The sequence below is a fragment of the Pseudomonas sp. PDM04 genome (assembly GCF_014851765.1).
GTDB lineage: Bacteria > Pseudomonadota > Gammaproteobacteria > Pseudomonadales > Pseudomonadaceae > Aquipseudomonas.
In genome coordinates, this window is the sequence record NZ_JACVAI010000004.1 from 456,532 (window position 1) to 475,811 (window position 19,280).

21 protein-coding genes and 1 pseudogene are annotated in these 19,280 nt (G+C 61.8%); 17 read left to right on the forward strand and 5 right to left on the reverse strand.

Annotation, left to right across the window (positions count from 1 at the left end):
- Window positions 1–7 precede the first annotated feature (7 nt).
- Window positions 8–913, forward strand: a complete 906-nt coding sequence (gene argB / locus IB249_RS18185; RefSeq protein WP_192307119.1) for an acetylglutamate kinase — start codon at window positions 8–10, stop codon at window positions 911–913.
- Window positions 914–1,000: 87 nt separating this feature from the next.
- Here the strand turns inward: argB and pyrE are convergent, their stop codons facing one another.
- Window positions 1,001–1,645 (reverse strand): orotate phosphoribosyltransferase, encoded by a 645-nt coding sequence (pyrE, locus tag IB249_RS18190; protein ID WP_192307120.1) that lies wholly within the window; start codon window positions 1,643–1,645, stop codon window positions 1,001–1,003.
- 82 nt (window positions 1,646–1,727) lie between these two features.
- Between pyrE and IB249_RS18195 the strand changes: the two genes are divergently transcribed.
- The gene (locus tag IB249_RS18195; protein WP_192307121.1) at window positions 1,728–2,507 is read left to right on the forward strand and encodes an exodeoxyribonuclease III; all 780 of its coding nucleotides are present in this window, start codon (window positions 1,728–1,730) and stop codon (window positions 2,505–2,507) included.
- 71 nt (window positions 2,508–2,578) lie between these two features.
- On the opposite strand, the gene IB249_RS18200 is transcribed toward IB249_RS18195, so the two are convergent.
- Together IB249_RS18200 and rph are read right to left on the reverse strand one after the other, a co-directional pair.
- A complete protein-coding gene (locus IB249_RS18200) occupies window positions 2,579–2,947 on the reverse strand; it encodes a DUF4870 domain-containing protein (protein WP_192307122.1) in 369 nt (122 codons plus the stop codon).
- Between the two features lie 24 nt (window positions 2,948–2,971).
- On the reverse strand, window positions 2,972–3,694 hold the full coding sequence (gene rph, locus IB249_RS18205) for a ribonuclease PH (RefSeq protein ID WP_150742910.1): 723 nt from the start codon (window positions 3,692–3,694) through the stop codon (window positions 2,972–2,974).
- Between the two features lie 280 nt (window positions 3,695–3,974).
- Between rph and IB249_RS18210 the strand changes: the two genes are divergently transcribed.
- The 6 genes from IB249_RS18210 to IB249_RS18235 all read left to right on the forward strand — a co-directional run bounded on the left by IB249_RS18210 (window position 3,975) and on the right by IB249_RS18235 (window position 9,292).
- Window positions 3,975–4,838, forward strand: coding sequence for a YicC/YloC family endoribonuclease (locus IB249_RS18210; protein WP_192307123.1), 864 nt, complete (start codon window positions 3,975–3,977; stop codon window positions 4,836–4,838).
- A 12-nt stretch (window positions 4,839–4,850) separates the two neighbouring features.
- Window positions 4,851–5,471: a guanylate kinase gene (gene gmk, locus IB249_RS18215; RefSeq protein ID WP_192307124.1), complete on the forward strand. Its 621-nt coding sequence runs from the start codon at window positions 4,851–4,853 to the stop codon at window positions 5,469–5,471.
- Window positions 5,472–5,638: 167 nt separating this feature from the next.
- Window positions 5,639–5,902 carry a DNA-directed RNA polymerase subunit omega gene (gene rpoZ / locus IB249_RS18220; RefSeq protein ID WP_007921129.1) on the forward strand — a complete coding sequence of 88 codons (264 nt, stop codon included), beginning with the start codon at window positions 5,639–5,641 and terminating at the stop codon, window positions 5,900–5,902.
- 57 nt (window positions 5,903–5,959) lie between these two features.
- Window positions 5,960–8,065, forward strand: a complete 2,106-nt coding sequence (gene spoT, locus IB249_RS18225) for a bifunctional GTP diphosphokinase/guanosine-3',5'-bis pyrophosphate 3'-pyrophosphohydrolase (protein ID WP_192307125.1) — start codon at window positions 5,960–5,962, stop codon at window positions 8,063–8,065.
- Between the two features lie 36 nt (window positions 8,066–8,101).
- Complete coding sequence (locus IB249_RS18230; protein ID WP_003229509.1) at window positions 8,102–8,482, forward strand: RidA family protein; 381 nt, start codon at window positions 8,102–8,104, stop codon at window positions 8,480–8,482.
- 69 nt (window positions 8,483–8,551) lie between these two features.
- Window positions 8,552–9,292 carry a hypothetical protein gene (locus IB249_RS18235; RefSeq protein ID WP_192307126.1) on the forward strand — a complete coding sequence of 247 codons (741 nt, stop codon included), beginning with the start codon at window positions 8,552–8,554 and terminating at the stop codon, window positions 9,290–9,292.
- Between the two features lie 124 nt (window positions 9,293–9,416).
- Here IB249_RS18235 and IB249_RS18240 read toward each other — a convergent pair whose 3' ends face one another.
- Entirely contained in the window at window positions 9,417–10,274 is an 858-nt protein-coding gene (locus tag IB249_RS18240; RefSeq protein ID WP_192307127.1) for an SDR family oxidoreductase, read from the reverse strand.
- Between the two features lie 188 nt (window positions 10,275–10,462).
- Here IB249_RS18240 and exbB point away from each other — a divergent pair, with 188 nt between their 5' ends.
- The 8 genes and pseudogenes from exbB to IB249_RS29780 all read left to right on the forward strand — a co-directional run.
- Window positions 10,463–11,431 (forward strand): tonB-system energizer ExbB, encoded by a 969-nt coding sequence (gene exbB, locus IB249_RS18245; protein WP_192307128.1) that lies wholly within the window; start codon window positions 10,463–10,465, stop codon window positions 11,429–11,431.
- 6 nt (window positions 11,432–11,437) lie between these two features.
- Window positions 11,438–11,866, forward strand: a complete 429-nt coding sequence (gene exbD / locus IB249_RS18250) for a TonB system transport protein ExbD (protein WP_192307129.1) — start codon at window positions 11,438–11,440, stop codon at window positions 11,864–11,866.
- Window positions 11,863–12,609, forward strand: a complete 747-nt coding sequence (locus tag IB249_RS18255; protein WP_192307130.1) for an energy transducer TonB — start codon at window positions 11,863–11,865, stop codon at window positions 12,607–12,609. The genes exbD and IB249_RS18255 overlap by 4 nt, the downstream gene beginning before the upstream one ends.
- A gap of 266 nt (window positions 12,610–12,875) precedes the next feature.
- On the forward strand, window positions 12,876–13,805 hold the full coding sequence (locus IB249_RS18260; protein WP_192307131.1) for a hydrogen peroxide-inducible genes activator: 930 nt from the start codon (window positions 12,876–12,878) through the stop codon (window positions 13,803–13,805).
- Window positions 13,806–13,814: 9 nt separating this feature from the next.
- Window positions 13,815–15,890 carry an ATP-dependent DNA helicase RecG gene (gene recG, locus IB249_RS18265; RefSeq protein WP_192307132.1) on the forward strand — a complete coding sequence of 692 codons (2,076 nt, stop codon included), beginning with the start codon at window positions 13,815–13,817 and terminating at the stop codon, window positions 15,888–15,890.
- A 78-nt stretch (window positions 15,891–15,968) separates the two neighbouring features.
- On the forward strand, window positions 15,969–17,369 hold the full coding sequence (locus tag IB249_RS18270) for an aminoacyl-tRNA deacylase and HDOD domain-containing protein (RefSeq protein WP_192307133.1): 1,401 nt from the start codon (window positions 15,969–15,971) through the stop codon (window positions 17,367–17,369).
- Between the two features lie 162 nt (window positions 17,370–17,531).
- Window positions 17,532–17,789: a hypothetical protein gene (locus tag IB249_RS18275; protein ID WP_192307134.1), complete on the forward strand. Its 258-nt coding sequence runs from the start codon at window positions 17,532–17,534 to the stop codon at window positions 17,787–17,789.
- Window positions 17,786–17,878, forward strand: a pseudogene (locus IB249_RS29780) (cell filamentation protein Fic); the annotation flags it as partial. The gene IB249_RS18275 and the pseudogene IB249_RS29780, both read left to right, overlap by 4 nt.
- A gap of 60 nt (window positions 17,879–17,938) precedes the next feature.
- On the opposite strand, the gene IB249_RS18280 reads toward IB249_RS29780, so the two are convergent.
- Window positions 17,939–18,328 carry a helicase gene (locus IB249_RS18280; protein ID WP_192307135.1) on the reverse strand — a complete coding sequence of 130 codons (390 nt, stop codon included), beginning with the start codon at window positions 18,326–18,328 and terminating at the stop codon, window positions 17,939–17,941.
- Between the two features lie 499 nt (window positions 18,329–18,827).
- On the opposite strand from IB249_RS18280, the gene IB249_RS18285 reads away from it, so the two are divergent.
- Window positions 18,828–19,223, forward strand: coding sequence for a DUF6124 family protein (locus IB249_RS18285; protein ID WP_192307136.1), 396 nt, complete (start codon window positions 18,828–18,830; stop codon window positions 19,221–19,223).
- The last annotated feature ends 57 nt before the right edge of the window (window positions 19,224–19,280 follow it).

Here is a 19,280-nt window from a genome sequence, read left to right on the forward strand (position 1 = left end):
GCCCTGAATGACCCTCGAACGCGAAGCCGCCGCCAACACCGCCAAGGTCCTGTCCGAAGCGCTGCCTTACATTCGCCGCTATGTCGGCAAGACGCTGGTGATCAAATACGGCGGCAACGCGATGGAAAGCGAGGAGCTGAAAACCGGCTTCGCCCGCGACATCGTCCTGATGAAAGCCGTGGGCATCAACCCGGTGGTGGTTCACGGTGGCGGCCCGCAAATCGGCGACCTGCTCAAGCGCCTGTCGATCGAAAGCCATTTTGTCGACGGCATGCGCGTCACCGACGCAGCGACCATGGACGTGGTGGAAATGGTCCTCGGCGGCCAGGTCAACAAGGACATCGTCAACCTGATCAACCGTCATGGCGGCAGCGCCATCGGCCTGACCGGTAAAGACGCCGAGCTGATTCGCGCGAAGAAACTGACCGTCACCCGCCAGACCCCGGAGATGACCCAGCCGGAAATCATCGACATCGGCCATGTCGGCGAAGTGGTCGGAATCAACACCGACCTGCTGAACCTGCTGGTCAAGGGTGATTTCATTCCGGTCATCGCGCCGATTGGCGTGGGCGCCAACGGTGAGTCGTACAACATCAACGCCGACCTGGTGGCCGGTAAAGTGGCCGAGGCCCTGAAAGCCGAGAAGCTGATGCTGCTGACCAACATCGCCGGCCTGATGGACAAGGAAGGCAAGGTGCTGACCGGCCTGAGCACCCAGCAGGTCGACGCCCTGATCGCCGACGGCACCATCTACGGCGGCATGCTGCCCAAGATCCGCTGCGCGCTGGAAGCGGTCCAGGGCGGCGTGGGCAGCTCGCTGATCATCGACGGACGCGTACCCAACGCGATCCTGCTGGAAATCTTCACCGATACCGGCGTCGGCACCCTGATCAGCAATCGCAAGCGCCCTTAAACGCTGGCCGAGACAAAAAGACCCCGCTCAGCCTGGCTGAGCGGGGTCTTTTTTTGCCACCAAACCTTCCCCCGAGGGAGCGCAATATCAGACGCCGAACTGGGCGCGGTACGCTTCCACGGCCGGCAGGTGCTGCTTGAGTTGCGGATCGTCGGCCAGGAACTCCAGCACCTGGTTCAGCGAAACGATGCTGATCACCGGAATGCCGAAGTCACGCTCCACTTCCTGGATCGCCGACAACTCGCCGTTGCCGCGCTCCTGCCGGTTCAGGGCGATCAGCACGCCCTTGGCCTTCGCGCCCTCCTGGGAGGCGATGATCTGCATCACCTCACGGATGGCGGTGCCGGCGGTGATCACGTCGTCGATGATCAGCACGTCGCCGGTCAACGGGGCGCCGACCAGGCTGCCGCCTTCACCGTGGGCCTTGGCCTCCTTGCGGTTGAAGCACCATGGCACATCACGCTCGTGGTGTTCGGCCAGGGCCACTGCGGTGGCGGCGGCCAACGGGATACCTTTGTACGCCGGGCCGAACAGCACGTCGAACGACAGGCCGCTCTCGACGATGGCCGCCGCGTAGAAACGCCCCAACTGTGCCAGGGCGGAGCCGGAGTTGAACAAGCCCGCATTGAAGAAATACGGACTGGTGCGCCCGGACTTCAGGGTGAACTCACCGAAGCGCAAAACGCCGCGATCGATGGCAAAACGAATGAAATCGCGCTGATACGCCTGCATGAAAAAAACCCCAAATACCACGGATTTAGCTAAATAGGTTGACGCCGTGTATCATACACGCACGCGATTTTTGGGGCCATTTATGCGGATCATCAGTGTGAACGTCAATGGTATTCAGGCTGCAGTCGAGCGAGGTTTGCTCAGTTGGCTGCAAGCACAGAATGCCGACGTCATCTGCCTGCAGGACACCCGCGCCTCCGCCTTTGAACTGGACGATCCAGCCTTCCAACTGGATGGCTACTTCCTTTATGCCTGCGAAGCCGAAGTTCCTGCCCAGGGTGGCGTGGCTTTGTATTCGCGGTTGCAGCCGAAGGCAGTCATCAGCGGTCTCGGCTTCGAGACAGCCGACCGCTACGGGCGCTACCTGCAAGCCGATTTCGACAAGGTCAGCATCGCGACCTTGCTGCTCCCTTCGGGGCAGAACGGCGATGAAGACTTGAACCAGAAGTTCAAGCTAATGGACGACTTCGGCCGTTATCTGGATAAACAGCGGCGCAAGCGGCGCGAGTACATTTACTGTGGCTCGCTGTACGTGGCGCAACAGAAGCTGGATATCAAGAACTGGCGTGACAGCCAGCAATCCCCGGGCTTCCTGGCACCTGAGCGTGCCTGGATGGACGAGATTGTCGGCAACATGGGGTATGTCGATGCCCTGCGCGAAGTCAGTCGCGAAGGCGACCAGTACAGCTGGTGGCCGGACAACGAACAGGCCGAGATGCTCAACCTTGGCTGGCGCTTCGACTACCAGATCCTGACGCCGGGCCTGCGTCGCTTCGTCAGAAGCGCACGCCTGCCACGTCAGCCGCGGTTCTCGCAGCACGCGCCACTGATCGTGGACTACGACTGGACGCTGACCATCTAAGCAGACACAAAAAAGCCGACCTCAAGTGTCGGCTTTTTTGTGCACGCTGATTTCCGATGTGGGAACAGTGTTTACTTGATCAACCGCCAGGTGAACGGATACCGGTAAGGCAACCCCTCATTGGCCTTCACCCCGGCAATGATGGTCAGTACCAGGGCGCCAATGGCGATCAAGCCAAACAGGAAGAACCCGATGATCACCACCATCAGCAGGAAGCAGATGGCGGAAGCGATGGCGACGGTGATCTGAAAATTCAGCGCCTCCTTGCCCTGCGCATCGACGAACGGGTCCGAGTCGCGCTTCATCTGCCACAGGATCAGCGGGCCGATCAGTGTTCCGAAGGGGATCCAGATCCCCAGCAAGGCGGACAGGTGACAGAACATTGCCCACTGCCGGGCCTCCTTGCTCGGGATCGGTAGCAGCTCTTGTTCATCACTCATGATGTCCTCCTTGCTGGAGCGGTATCAGTCGGCCAGTGCGGCCTTTTGCAGTTCGAAGATCTCGGTCATGCCCTTTTTCGCCAGCTCCAGCATCGCGTTCAGGTCTTCCGGCTGGAACGGCGCGCCTTCAGCGGTGCCCTGAACCTCGATGAAGCCGCCCGTGCTGGTCATCACCACGTTCAGGTCGGTCTCGGCAGCCGAGTCTTCAAGATAGTCCAGGTCAAGCACCGGCTCACCCTGGTACATGCCGACGGACACGGCACCGATCATTTGCTTGAGCGGATCGCCGCCCTTCAGGCCACCGCGCTTCTTGATCACTTTCAAGGCGTCGACCAGCGCAACCATGGCGCCGGTGATGGACGCGGTACGGGTGCCGCCATCCGCCTGGATGACATCGCAGTCGACGTACAGGGTGACATCGCCCAGCTTGGACATGTCCAGGGCAGCCCGCAGCGAACGGCCGATCAGGCGCTGGATCTCGAGGGTCCGGCCACCTTGCTTGCCGCGGCTGGCCTCACGCTGGTTACGCTCGCCCGTGGCGCGCGGCAGCATACCGTACTCGGCGGTCAACCAGCCCTGGCCCTGGCCCTTGAGGAAACGCGGCACGCCGTTTTCGACGCTGACGGTGCAGATCACCTTGGTATCACCGAACTCGACCAGTACAGATCCCTCGGCGTGTTTGGTGTAGTTGCGGGTAATGCGGATCGAGCGGAGCTGATCGGCAGCGCGACCACTTGGACGTTTCATAGGGAATACCTGTACGGAGGACGGAAAACTGCCGAGCATTATAGAGCCGTGCACCGAGCCTGGGCACTTCTAAAAAATCCGTCCGACGATTGAAGGCGCGGACTTGAGCCCGCAACAGCACTTTACCGACGCCCTGCAGCGGTTTGTCGCGCCCGGCGTTTGGGCGCATCCGCCCCACTGCGCTACAATCCTGCGCCTTTGCTGCCTGTCGGCTTTAATTCACAGATACCGGATTGCGCGAAACCTTTGGTAACGCAAACCCGAATTGCGAGGTACCTCCATGGTGCACAGCATGACCGCCTTCGCCCGCGTCGAAAAAGCCGGCGCCCAAGGCACCCTGAGCTGGGAACTGCGCTCGGTCAACAGCCGCTACCTGGAACCGCACTTGCGCCTGCCCGAGACCTTTCGCGATCTTGAGGGCGCGGCCCGCGAAGCGCTGCGCCAGGCCATCTCCCGCGGCAAGCTCGAATGCACCCTGCGCTTTACCGAGGAAAATACCGACAAACCCCTGCAAGTGGATCGTGAACGCGCCGCGCAACTGGTGGCGGCCGCCGAGACCATCGCCGGCCTGATCAAGAATCCGGCAGCGCTCAATCCACTGGAAGTCCTGGCGTGGCCAGGCTTGCGGGTCGGCGATGCGGCCGACCCGCAAGCCCTGAACGCCGAGGCACTGGCGCTGTTCAATGAAGGCTTGAAGGAACTCAAGGCCGGCCGCGAGCGCGAAGGCGCGGAGCTGGCGCGGCTGATCAACGAGCGCCTGACCTCCATTGAGGAAGACGTGGTGACCTTGCGCGAGCTGGTCCCGCAGATGCTCGCCACCCAGCGCCAGAAAGTCCTCGACCGCTTCGCCGACATGAAAGCCGAGATGGACCCGCAGCGCCTGGAGCAGGAAATGGTCATGCTCGCTCAGAAGAGCGACGTCGCCGAAGAACTGGATCGCCTGAGCACCCACATCATCGAAGTTCGCCGGGTGCTCAAGTCCGGCGGCGCAGCCGGACGGCGCCTGGACTTCCTGATGCAGGAGCTCAACCGCGAAGCCAACACACTGGGCTCCAAGGCCTTCGATCCGCGCAGCACCCAGGCAGCGGTCAACCTCAAGGTGTTGATCGAACAGATGCGCGAACAAGTGCAGAACATTGAGTAAGGCAACCCCGACATGACCCACATCACCGGCACCCTGTACATCATTTCCGCCCCTTCGGGCGCGGGCAAGAGCAGCCTGGTCAAGGCCCTGACCGACGCTGACCCGGAGATCCGCGTCTCGGTCTCCCACACCACCCGCGCCATGCGTCCCGGTGAAGTGAACGGCGTGAACTACCACTTCGTCGAACGCAGCGAGTTCGTGAAGATGATCGAACACGGCGACTTCCTCGAGCGTGCCGAAGTCTTCGGCAACCTTTACGGCACGTCGCAAAGCACCCTGCAGCAGACCCTGGACGAAGGCCACGACCTGATCCTGGAAATCGACTGGCAGGGCGCCGAACAGGTGCGCAAGCTGATGCCCCAGGCCCGGTCGATCTTCATTCTGCCGCCGTCCCTGCAGGCCCTGCACCAGCGCCTGACCAACCGCGGCCAGGACAGCGACGAGATCATCAATGGCCGCATGCGCGAAGCTGTCAGCGAGATGAGCCACTATGTCGACTACGACTACCTGATCATCAACGACGATTTCGCCCACGCCTTGCGCGATTTGCAGGCGATTTTCCGCTCCAATCAGCTCAATCAGAAGCGCCAGCAACAGCGTCACGGCAAACTTTTGGCTGAATTGCTCGACTAAACAGCACTTCCCAAAACCGCTGCAAGCGCTTTACATTGGCACTTGCAGCGCTTCGAAGGGCCTGGTCAAAAAATCAGCGCTTCCCTAATCGCTGGTGATTTTTTAAACTGTTGAGTCCGCTCGCCCAACCGGGCAGCGCGCATATTGCATTCGCTCCGAGGAATACCATGGCCCGCGTAACCGTTGAAGACTGCCTAGAACACGTGGATAACCGCTTTGAGCTGGTCATGCTCTCTACCAAGCGTGCCCGTCAACTGGCCACCGGCGGCAAAGAGCCGAAGGTAGCCTGGGAAAACGACAAGCCTACCGTCGTCGCCCTGCGTGAAATTGCTGAAGGCCTGATCGACTACGCCGCTATCGCCGAAGCCGAAATCGTTGAAGATGAACCGCTTTTTGCCGCCTTCGAGGACGAGTCCAACGAGGCCGTCTAAGCCTATGCCTGGTCGACGTAGCACGGCGCGGGATCACAGCTTGCGGCAGGAGATATCATGCCCAGCATAGACGCCCTCGCCGATCGCTTATCGACCTACCTCGGCACGGACCAGGTCAATCTGGTCCGCCGAGCGTATTTCTACGCCGAACAAGCCCACGACGGCCAACGCCGCCGCAGTGGCGAGGCCTACGTCACGCACCCTCTCGCGGTGGCGAACATTCTGGCCGACATGCACATGGACCATCAGAGCCTGATGGCGGCGATGCTGCATGACGTGATCGAAGACACCGGTATTGCCAAGGAAGCGCTGCAAGCGCAGTTCGGCGAGACCGTGGCCGAACTGGTCGACGGGGTCAGCAAACTGACCCAGATGAACTTCGAGACCAAGGCCGAAGCGCAAGCTGAAAACTTCCAGAAGATGGCCATGGCCATGGCACGCGACATTCGCGTGATCCTGGTCAAGCTGGCCGACCGCCTGCACAACATGCGCACGCTGGAAGTGCTGTCCGGCGAGAAGCGCCGGCGCATCGCCAAGGAAACCCTGGAAATCTATGCCCCCATTGCCAACCGGCTGGGGATGCACGCCATCCGCATAGAATTCGAAGACCTGGGTTTCAAGGCCATGCACCCGATGCGTTCCGCGCGGATCAACCAGGCCGTCAAACGCGCCCGGGGCAACCGCAAGGAAATCGTCAACAAGATCGAAGAGTCCCTCAGCCACTGCCTGGCCATCGATGGCATCCAGGGCGAGGTCAGCGGTCGCCAGAAACACCTCTACGGCATCTACAAGAAAATGCGCGGCAAGCGCCGGGCTTTCAACGAAATCATGGACGTCTACGCGTTCCGGATCATCGTCGACAAGGTCGATACCTGTTACCGCGTGCTGGGCGCCGTTCATAATTTGTACAAACCGTTGCCGGGTCGCTTCAAGGATTACATCGCGATCCCCAAGGCCAACGGCTATCAGTCGCTGCACACCACACTGTTCGGCATGCACGGCGTGCCGATCGAGATCCAGATCCGCACCCGTGAAATGGAAGAAATGGCCAATAACGGCATTGCCGCTCATTGGCTGTACAAATCCAGTGGCGACGAGCAGCCCAAAGGCACCCATGCCCGCGCACGCCAGTGGGTCAAGGGCGTGCTGGAAATGCAGCAGCGTGCCGGCAACTCGCTGGAGTTCATCGAGAGCGTGAAGATCGACCTGTTCCCGGACGAGGTCTACGTGTTCACGCCCAAGGGCCGGATCATGGAGCTGCCCAAAGGCTCCACGGCGGTCGACTTCGCCTACGCGGTGCACACCGACGTGGGCAACAGCTGCATTGCCTGCCGGATCAATCGTCGTCTCGCCCCGCTGTCCGAACCGCTGCAAAGCGGCTCCACGGTCGAGATCGTCAGCGCCCCGGGCGCACGACCGAACCCGGCATGGCTCAACTTCGTCGTGACCGGCAAGGCGCGGACCCACATCCGCCACGCCCTGAAACTGCAGCGCCGCTCCGAGTCCATCAGCCTTGGCGAGCGCCTGCTGAACAAGGTCCTCAACGGCTTCGACAGCGCCCTGGACCAGATCCCGGCCGAGCGCGTCAAGGCGATGCTCAGCGAGTACCGCCTCGAACTGATCGAAGACCTGCTCGAAGACATCGGCCTGGGCAATCGCATGGCCTATGTGGTGGCACGCCGACTGCTCGGCGAAGGCGAACAGCTGCCCAGCCCCGAAGGTCCGCTGGCGATTCGCGGCACCGAAGGCCTGGTACTCAGCTACGCCAAGTGCTGTACACCGATTCCGGGCGACCCGATTGTCGGCCACCTGTCGGCGGGCAAGGGCATGGTCGTGCACCTGGACAACTGCCGCAACATCAGCGAAATCCGCCACAACCCGGAAAAATGCATCCAGCTCTCGTGGGCCAAGGATGTCACCGGCGAATTCAATGTCGAACTGCGCGTCGAGCTGGAACATCAGCGCGGGCTGATCGCGCTGCTGGCCAGCAGCGTCAACGCGGCCGACGGCAACATCGAAAAAATCAGCATGGACGAACGCGATGGTCGCATCAGCGTGGTCCAACTGGTGGTCAGCGTGCACGACCGCGTACACCTGGCCCGCGTGATCAAGAAACTGCGCGCATTGACCGGGGTGATTCGCATCACCCGCATGCGTGCATAGCTCGCTCCATAGCCGAACCCTTACAAGGAGTCATCAATGACCAAGACCGTTATCACCAGCGACAAGGCCCCGGCCGCCATCGGTACTTACTCCCAGGCGATCAAGGCTGGCAACACCGTCTACATGTCGGGCCAGATTCCACTGGACCCGAAAACCATGGAACTGGTCGAAGGCTTCGAAGCGCAGACCGTTCAGGTGTTCGAAAACCTGAAAGCCGTGGCCGAAGCAGCAGGTGGTTCGTTCAAGGACATCGTGAAGCTGAACATTTTCCTCACCGACCTGAGCCACTTCGCCAAGGTCAACGAGATCATGGGCAAGTACTTCGACCAGCCTTACCCTGCCCGCGCGGCCATCGGCGTAGCGGCCCTGCCAAAGGGTTCGCAGGTTGAAATGGATGCCATTCTGGTCATCGAGTAATGCCTGTGGCGCAGCCCCGGGGGCTGCGCCGCTGTGAACCGTATCAAAGCGTTTTGAAAGGATTCCACCATGCGCAAAGCGCTAGCCCTCTCGCTGGTCGCCCTGATCCTGGGCGGTTGTGCCAGCAACCCTGCCGACCGTGACATCAGCGGCACCTGGATCAACCAGGTGGCGATCGATGCAGCCTCCAAAGGCGGCCCCCTGCGCGAAGCGCTGCAGGCTTATGGCCCGAACCTGGAATGGGACGTCAACACCAAAGCCGGTCAGGCTCGCTATACCAATGGTTTCGAGAATGTCGAAGGCAAGTTGCTGGGCGAAGAGTCCGGCGCCTGGAAAATCGATTTCTACGGCAGTTCCGGCAGCGAACTGAAACGTGACGGCAAGCAACTGAGCCAGGCGGCGACCGAAAACGAAGCCGCGCAGGTCTTTGACCGCGCACTGATCCCGGTGCCGGAAGGCGCACCGATCGGCGCCAGCTTCGAGCGCGCGTTGTACTCGGCCTACATGGGCGGCGAATGGAAGATCGTCAGCGGCCCGGGTGAAGGCAATTCCGTGCAATTCCAGGCCGATGGCCAGGTGACGGGCCTGCCCAATGCCGATCGCTATGCGCTGTGCCTGGCCGGTGATTGTGCATCGATGAGCGGCGGCAACGACAACATGTGGCTGCAGCTCAACGGCCAGGGCAACACCTGGATCTTTACCCGCAAGGGCAAGGAGCTGGAAATCTTCCAGGCGGTGAACACCGCTCAGGCAGATGAAATGCCGCAGTTCATGCCGGGCAACCGCACGTGGATGCTGGAGAAGCAGTAAGCGACGAATGAAGGTGGGAGCGAGCCTGCTCGCGATAGCGGTGTTTCAGCGACATAGATGTCACTGACCCATCGCTATCGCGAGCAGGCTGGCCCTCACTGCTGGTTCCGGGCAACCGACCGGGTCAGCAGCGACCTTCAAGAATGGCGGCATAGCCCTCGCGGAAACTCGGGTACTTCGGCGTCCAACCCAGGGCTTTCGCCCGGGCATTGCTGCAGCGCTTGCTGCCCGTGCGCCGCACGCTCGCATCGTCCGCCCATTCGGTCACACCCAGGTATTCGCGCAACCAGGCCACCACGTCCGCCAGTGGCGCGGGCGCGTCGTCGACACCGATGTAAACGTCATCCAGCGCGACGCCACGATGGTCCGCCTCGAGCAGAAACGCCATCAGGCCGGCCGCGTCATCGACGTGGATGCGGTTGCCATACAGCGGCGGCTCGGTCACCACCCGGTAACCGCGACGCACCTGGGTCAGCAACCATTCCCGGCCCGGGCCGTAAATACCGGTCAAGCGCACGATACTGGCCGGGAAACCGCTGTTCAGTGCCAGTTGTTCGGCTTCAAGCATGACCTGCCCGGAATAACCGGCCGCCACCGCCGACGAGGTTTCGTCGACCCATTCGCCATTCTGCTGCCCGTACACGCTGCTGCTGGAAACGAAAACCAGGCGCTTGGGTGCCTGCCCGTAATCGTTCAACCACTCCAGCACATGCTGCAGGCCCTGAATGTAAGCAGCGCGGTAGCCCGCTTCATCGTGATCGGTGGCGGCCGCGCAATACACCAGGTAATCCACGGCACCGATGGGCCAGGTCGCCGGACAATCCTTGTTGAACAAATCACCGGCAACCCCTATCACGCCATCGGGCAGGCGTGCGACGTTACGACGCAAGCCGTGAACCTCCCACCCGAAATCCAGCAGTTGCGTGGCCAGACGACTGCCGACATCACCGCAGCCGGCGATCAAAACAGAGGGCGCGGACATTAAAAAACTCCTATTTCAAAGGCACAGACTAGCGCCAGCAATGGACGAGCGGCTAGCCGTGCGGGAAAAAAAGTAACTGTATTACTTCTGTTAACAAGAATTACTTGCAATAATGCCCGCCACTTTTGTTCTCGGCCTTCGAGGCCTGGAAGAACATCTACCGTTTTTTTTCCTTAGGTCCGGCCAGCATGACACGCAATCAATTCTCCGCCTCGCCAACCAAACGACCTCGCGCCTGGAGCGCATTGGCCGCCTTGCTGCTCAGCCTGATGCTGGCGCCAACCGCCGCATTCGCCGACGCCCAGGCACCCGCCACGCCAGCCGCCGCCACCGCTCCAGCCGAACACGCTGCCGATCACGCGGCACCGGCTCCGGCGGCCACCGACGCGGCCCCGGCTGCCGACGTTCCGGTCGAAGACCTGCCTGAAGTCCTCGAAGCCGACAACACCCTGGGCATGGCCCACGACCTGTCGCCATGGGGCATGTACCAGAACGCCGATATCATCGTGAAAATCGTGATGATCGGCCTGGCCATCGCCTCGATCATCACCTGGACCATCTGGATCGCCAAAGGCTTCGAGCTGATGGGCGCCAAGCGTCGTCTGCGCGCTGAAATCGTCCACCTGAAAAAGGCCACCACCCTCAAGGAGGCCGGTGCCACCGCGACCAAGCCAGGCACCCTCGCCAACCTGCTGGTGCACGACGCCCTTGAAGAAATGCACCTGTCGACCAACGCCCGCGAAAAAGAAGGCATCAAGGAACGTGTCGCCTTCCGTCTCGAGCGCCTGGTGGCAGCCGCCGGCCGCAACATGAGCAGCGGCACCGGTGTGCTTGCCACCATCGGCTCCACTGCGCCGTTCGTCGGTCTGTTCGGCACCGTGTGGGGCATCATGAACAGCTTCATCGGCATCGCCAAAACCCAGACCACCAACCTGGCCGTTGTCGCCCCCGGCATCGCCGAGGCCCTGCTGGCCACCGCGCTGGGCCTGGTTGCCGCAATTCCGGCCGTTGTGATCTACAACGTCTTCGCCCGCTCCATCGCCGGTTACAAGGCGCAGGTGTCCGACGCATCGGCTGAAGTGCTGCTGCTGGTCAGCCGCGACCTCGACCACCAGCCTGAGCGCAGCTCGCAACCGCACATGGTGAAAGTGGGGTAATCGGCCATGGGCCTGCATTTGAAAGAAGGCGCAGACGACGATCTGGCCGAGAACCACGAAATCAACGTCACACCGTTCATCGACGTCATGCTGGTGCTGTTGATCATCTTCATGGTGGCCGCGCCGTTGGCCACCGTGGACATCAAGGTTGACCTGCCTGCCTCGACCGCCAAACCGGCACCGCGGCCGGAGAAGCCGGTGTTCCTCAGCGTCAAGGCTGACCAACGCCTGTACCTGGGTGAAGACGAAGTGAAGCCCGAAGCACTGGGCGCCACGCTGGACGCCAAAACCCAGGGCAAGAAAGACACGACCATCTTCTTCCAGGCTGATAAAGGCGTGGATTACGGCGACCTCATGAGCGTGATGGACAACCTGCGCTCGGCCGGTTACCTGAAGGTCGGTCTGGTCGGTCTCGAGACGGCAGTGAAAAAATGATCACGACGCGCCAAAAGCTGACGCGTTACAGCGGTAGCCTGGCCGTGGTGCTCGGTGTCCATGCGCTGGCCATCGCGCTGGCGCTGAACTGGACATCGCGCCCACCGATCGAGCTGCCGCCGCAGGCGATGATGGTCGAGTTGGCGCCGGTTCCGGCCCCGCCACCACCGGCACCGCCCAAGGTGATAACGCCACCACAACCACCGGCCCCGGTAGAAGAACTGCCGATTCCGAAGCTGGCTGAAGCGCCGAAGGCCGAAATTGCCGTGCCGAAACCGGCCAAGCCCAAGCCCAAGCCTCAACCGCCCAAGCCGGTGGAGAAAAAGCCGGAGCCGCCCAAGGAAAAACCTTCCGAGGAAAAACCGGCCGACACGCAACCGACTCAGGCCCCCACGGAGAAATCCGCACAGCCGGCACCGGGCCCATCGCCCGCGCAAATGGCTGCCAAGGCCAGTTGGCAGGGCACCCTGCTTGCTCACCTGGCCAAGTACAAAAAGTACCCGGCCAGTGCTCAGGCACGGGGCAAGGAAGGCTTGAACCGCCTGCGCTTTGTCGTGGATGCCGAAGGCAACGTGCTGTCGTTCGAACTGGTGGGCCGCTCCGGCAACGCCGATCTGGACCGGGCGACCCTGGAAATGATCCGACGTGCGCAGCCGCTGCCCAAGCCACCGGCCGACATGCTGAACAATGGCTCCATTGAAATTGTGGCGCCGTTTGTTTACTCGCTGGAGCGCCGGCGCTAAGTCACGGCGGGCCCCTCGGTGGGAGCGGGACCGGCTTGCCAGCGAAAGCACATCAACCCTATGTTGAAGGTGATGTCCTCTTCGCGAGCAGGCTCGCTCCCACAGCGTTGTGGAGCAACCAAACCAAGGCACCCAAAAGGTGCCTTTAGCGTATCCGCTTGAAGCAAACCTGCATTGCACGGTGTCACTCGACACTCACAGTCTGATAACGTGCGTCTATCGATTGCAGCCGGTATGCTTGGCCCGCAACTTCATGGACGCTTGCTATGACTCTTACAGAATTACGCTACATCGTTACCCTCGCCCAAGAGCAGCACTTCGGCCACGCGGCCGAGCGTTGCCACGTCAGCCAGCCGACCCTGTCGGTGGGCGTGAAAAAGCTTGAAGACGAACTCGGTGTGCTGATTTTCGAGCGCAGCAAGAGCGCCGTGCGCCTGACCCCGGTCGGCGAAGGCATCGTGGCCCAGGCGCAGAAGGTCCTGGAGCAAGCCCAGGGCATCCGTGAACTGGCCCAGGCCGGCAAGAACCAACTGACCGCCCCGCTCAAAGTCGGCGCGATCTACACCGTCGGCCCGTACCTGTTTCCCCACCTGATTCCACAACTGCACCGGGTGGCCCCGCAGATGCCGTTGTACATCGAAGAAAACTTCACCCACGTGCTGCGCGACAAACTGCGCAACGGCGAGCTCGACGCGATCATCATCGCCTTGCCGTTCAACGAAGCCGACGTACTGACCCTGCAGCTCTACGACGAGCCCTTCTATGTCCTGATGCCGGCCCAGCACCCCTGGACGCAGAAAGAAACCATCGATGCCGGCCTGCTCAATGACAAGAGCCTGCTGCTGCTCGGCGAAGGCCACTGCTTCCGCGACCAGGTGCTCGAAGCCTGCCCGACCCTGACCAAGGGCAGCGAAGGTGCCAAACACACCACCGTGGAATCCAGCTCGCTGGAAACCATCCGCCACATGGTCGCCTCCGGCCTCGGCATCTCGGTCCTGCCGCTGTCGGCCGTGGACAGCCACCATTACGCCCCCGGCGTGATCGAAGTGCGCCCACTGACGCCGCCCGTCCCCTTCCGCACCGTGGCCATCGCCTGGCGCGCAAGTTTCCCGCGGCCCAAGGCGATTGAAATCCTCGCCGACTCCATACGCCTGTGCTCGGTGGCCAAGCCCCCGGTGCCGGTGGTTGCAGCTTAAGTCACGAGCATGACCGAGTTGTCGCAAGTGTCGGTGACGGCACTCAAGGGCGTTGGCGAGGCCATGGCCGAGAAACTGGCCAAGGTCGGCCTGGAGAATCTCCAGGACGTGCTGTTTCACCTGCCCCTGCGCTATCAGGATCGCACCCGCGTGGTCCCGATCGGCCATTTGCGGCCCGGCCAGGACGCCGTGGTCGAAGGCACCGTCAGCGGTGCCGACGTGGTCATGGGCCGTCGCCGCAGCCTGGTAGTGCGCTTGCAGGACGGCACTGGCGGGCTCAGCCTGCGCTTTTACCACTTCAGCAATGCACAGAAGGAAGGCCTCAAGCGTGGCACGCGGATTCGCTGCTACGGCGAAGTGCGGCCCGGTGCGTCGGGGCTCGAGATCTACCACCCGGAATACCGCGCGATCACCGGCGACGAACCGCCGCCCGTGGATGAAACCCTGACGCCGGTTTACCCGCTGACCGAAGGCCTGACCCAGCAACGCCTGCGCCAGCTGTGCATGCAGACCCTGACGATGCTCGGCCCGACCAGCCTTCCGGACTGGCTGCCGCTCGAACTCGCCCGCGACTACCAATTGGCGCCGCTCGCCGACGCGATCCGCTACCTGCATAACCCGCCCGCCGATGCCGATGTCGACGAACTCGCCCTCGGTCACCACTGGGCCCAGCACCGCCTGGCGTTCGAAGAACTGCTGACCCATCAACTGTCCCAGCAGCGCTTGCGCGAGAGCCTGCGCTCCCTGCGCGCCCCCGCCATGCCCAAAGCCACCCGGCTGCCGGCCCGCTACCTGGCCAACCTGGGCTTCAAGCCAACCGGCGCGCAGCAGCGTGTCGGCAACGAAATCGCCTACGACCTGAGCCAGCACGAACCGATGCTGCGACTGATCCAGGGCGACGTGGGCGCGGGTAAAACCGTGGTGGCCGCCCTCGCCGCGCTGCAAGCGCTGGAAGCGGGTTACCAGGTGGCGCTGATGGCGCCCACCGAAATCCTCGCCGAACAGCACTTCATCACCTTCAAGCGCTGGCTCGAACCGCTGGGCATCGAAGTCGCGTGGCTGGCGGGCAAGCTCAAGGGCAAGAACCGCAGCGCCGCACTGGAACAGATCGCCAGCGGCGCACCGATGGTGGTCGGCACCCATGCGCTGTTCCAGGATGAAGTGCAGTTCAAGAACCTGGCGCTGGTGATCATCGACGAACAACACCGTTTTGGCGTGCAGCAGCGCCTGGCGCTGCGCCAGAAAGGCGTGGGCGGCCGGATGTGCCCGCACCAGTTGATCATGACCGCCACGCCGATCCCGCGCACGCTGGCCATGAGTGCCTACGCCGACCTCGACACCTCGATCCTCGACGAACTGCCGCCCGGTCGAACCCCGGTCAACACCGTGCTGGTCACCGACACCCGGCGCGTCGAAGTCATCGAACGGGTGCGCAGCGCCTGTGCCGAAGGGCGCCAGGCGTATTGGGTGTGCACGCTGATCGAAGAGTCCGAAGAACTGACCTGCCAGGCTGCCGAGACCACCTACGAAGACCTCACCGCCGCCCTCGGCGAACTGAAGGTCGGGCTGATCCACGGGCGCATGAAGCCAGCGGAAAAAGCCGCGGTCATGGCCGAGTTCAAGGCCGGTCACCTGCAACTGCTGGTGGCCACCACCGTGATTGAAGTGGGCGTGGACGTCCCGAACGCCAGCCTGATGATCATCGAAAACCCCGAGCGCCTGGGCCTGGCGCAACTGCACCAGCTGCGTGGCCGGGTCGGTCGCGGCAGTGCCGCCAGCCATTGCGTGCTGCTCTACCACCCGCCGCTGTCACAGATCGGCCGGCAGCGCCTGGGCATCATGCGCGAAACCAATGACGGGTTCGTCATCGCCGAAAAAGACCTCGAACTGCGCGGCCCGGGTGAAATGCTCGGCACGCGGCAGACAGGTCTGCTTCAATTCAAGGTCGCGGACCTGATGCGCGACGCCGATTTGTTGCCGGCGGTTCGCGACGCCGCGCAAGCCCTGCTTGAACGCTGGCCCGCCCACGTCAGCCCGCTGCTCGACCGCTGGCTGCGCCACGGGCAGCAATACGGCCAAGTGTGAGCATCGTCGCAGTTTGTGGACGATGCTTTTAGACAAGCTGGTTATACTCCTGCAACTGTTTGAATACGGATACACACCATGACTGACGCTGCCCTCGTCCCCGAAACCCCGCACGCTCCGTCTGTGATTCGGCTGCTGCTGGCCAAACTGGGCATCGCCTACGAAGAAGTCCTCGAACATCACGCATTGAACACCTCGCGCAAAGTGCAGGCCGTGTTGCTCGACGACGCCGTCGGCGCACTGATGGTGCTGTTTGCGCAGAGCCAACTGCTCGACCTCAATCGCCTCACCGAACTGACCGGCCGGCGCCTGACCGCCGTGTCCACCGAACGCCTGGAAAAAATGCTCGGCAAACACAGCCTGAGCCTGCTGCCCGGCCTTCCGGCGCTGACCAGTTCGCCATGCCTGTACGAAGAAAGCCTGCTGCGCGAACCCAAGCTGCTGATCAACTCGGGCGAGGCCGGCCTGCTACTGGAAATCTCCCGCGAAGACTTCAAGTCGATGCTGACCAAGGCCAGCGCCGCCAGCTTCGGCGAAAACCTGAGCAGCATCCGCCCCAACCTCGACCGCCCCGACGACGACCGCGAGGAAATCACCCAGGCCGTTCAAGCGTTCACCGCGCGGCGCATCCAGCAACGCCTGGAAGCCACCATCGAAATTCCGCCGCTGGCCGAGACCGCGCAGAAAATCATCAAGCTGCGCGTCGACCCCAACGCCACCATCGACGACATCACCGGCGTCGTTGAAACCGACCCGGCCCTGGCCGCGCAAGTCGTGAGCTGGGCGGCGTCGCCGTATTACGCCTCGCCGGGCAAGATTCGTTCGGTGGAAGATGCCATCGTGCGGGTGCTGGGTTTCGACCTGGTGATCAACCTGGCGCTGGGCCTGGCGCTGGGCAAGACCCTGAGCCTGCCCAAGGACCACCCGCAACACACCACGCCGTACTGGCAGCAGTCGATCTACACCGCCGCGGTCATCGAAGGCCTGACCCGCGCCATGCCCCGCGCCCAGCGCCCGGAAGCCGGCCTGACGTACCTGGCCGGCCTGCTGCACAACTTTGGCTACCTGCTGCTGGCCCACGTATTCCCGCCGCACTTCTCGCTGATCTGCCGCCACCTGGAGGTCAACCCGCACCTGTGCCACAGCTACATCGAGCAACACCTGCTGGGCATCAGCCGCGAACAGATCGGCTCATGGCTGATGCGCTACTGGGACATGCCCGACGAACTGTCCACCGCCCTGCGCTTCCAGCACGACCCGAACTACGACGGCGCCTACGCCGAGTACCCGAACCTGGTGTGCCTGGCGGTCCGCCTGCTGCGCGCACGCGGCATCGGCTCCGGCCCGGACGAAGACATCCCCGACGCCCTGCTGGAACGCGTGGGCTTGACCCGCGACAAAGCCAACGACGTGGTCAGCAAAGTGCTCGAGGCTGAAGTGCTGCTGCGCGAACTGGCGTCGCAATTCTCCCAGGCCTGAACAACCGCCTCGCCCCACAGGATTCGTGGCTCTGTGGGGCGAGACCGGCGAGCTCGCCTCGATCCAATCTCCCCCCACTTCCCCTCATCGCCGGCTCTGAGCCAATCAAGGACAACAAACAAGCGCCCTGCTATGATTTGACGGCAAACAGAGGGCTTTCCGATGACCCAAACAGCTACTGTCAGTGTTGCAAGCGAAGTCCGCAGGCTTGCCAAAGAGCACCAAGTCACCACAGTTCGTGACGACATGAGTCTTATGGCCGAGGGCATTACCCGTTTGGCAGGCGATGTCGTCGAGTTGGATGGCATTGAGCAGTTGCTCGTCAATCTCAAGAAAAAAGGCGTTCTGAACAAGTACGAAACCCTGAAGCTTCAGGGACGCTATCTTCAAGAGAGGCGCTCGCAGAAACCCGACGCATGACGTTTGATCCGTTCGGCGATTTCGAAGCAGCGGGATACCTTCAGAATTCGCTACAGCTCAAGACCCCCACTGAAGTCAAAGAGTCAGAGTAACCGGACCACTAAGCGTTGGAGCGAAACTGGCTTGCCAACGATGAGTCCACCCCCCGTTTAAACCTTCGCCACAGCCTTCGCCTTGCGCGGCTTCAAATACTTGGTCAACCCCTGGAACCAGATCACCAACGCCGGGTTGCCCTTGATCTGGATCGACTTGTCCTGAATTCCCGTCATGAACGCCAGCTGCTTGTTCTTGGCCTGCATCGTCGCGAAGCCATAGGCGGCATCCTTGAAGGCAATCGCAAACGCTGGCTCGGCGTACTCGCCTGATTGGCTGGTAATGCGCTGATCCTTCACCCGGAAATGCCGTGCGACTTTCCCGTCCTGGGTCTGTAGCTGAAACACCAGCTCCTTGTCGCCCAATTGTTGCTGAAACGCAGGATTGGTCCTACTTGCCTTGGCCATCAACACACCCAGCATCCATAAAAGAAAACGAAACTTCATGCGCACGGCCTCAAAAGGAAAAATGAACGGCTGGCGCAGTGTAGCGACTTCACGGTAGAACGCCACTATCGGATAACTTTAGAAGACGATGGCTGTATTTTTGACGCTGATGACTGCCAAGTCACAAGTTAAACAAGCCTGTTTAGATGCCACTGAATATTGCCGCTTATACGCTCCGATCCACAGGAAGTTTCCTTCAACACGCGGCGCCCCTGATGAACTAGGCAGTCTTCGCCTTCACGGATAGCCTGTGTTCGTCATCGCAAAAAACGGTGACACGGACGTGCAAGTCCGGTACATATCGGCGCGCAAATGCCTGTAGCCCATTAGCATAGAGATGCTTGATGGATCGTCATATGGCGGCTGTGCGTGGGAGGTCCCTTTGGGGTCTGCCGGGGTCCGATATGCCCGGTCTTGCACACCTACGTACGGCCGCCACCCTCACTCGAATGCAAGCGAGCGGGTGTCAGCTTCTTGAAATACATATCGGAGTACACCCATGATCAAACCAACACCCAACCCTCCACAACACGAAGACACCTCTCCCTACGAAAGCCTCGACTCAACGACGCTCCACGAAGCGGCCCAGCGCGCCCTTGACCATCACTTCCCTCCCAGCCAGGCAGAAGCCCAAAAACGCAAGAGAACGCTTTTCACTGTCAGCGAAGACGTCAACACTGAAACCCTGCTCGCCAACGCCTCGGAAGACATGTTGGGGATCAGCACCATCGCTGCAAGACTCGCCGATGAGATGGACGATTCCAGCCGCTCTGTTGCCCTGACGATCAGCCGCATGGCCGACGGCGTGTACTTGTTGATTGAGCGTGCGCTGGATCATCTGGATGAGCCGGAGATGGCGGCCATATTCGCCAAGCAAGAAGGCAAAGCCTGCTAAGCCAACCCGCCGTCAGCGACCCCGATGGGTGCGTTCCTGCACATCGGGGTTTTTTCA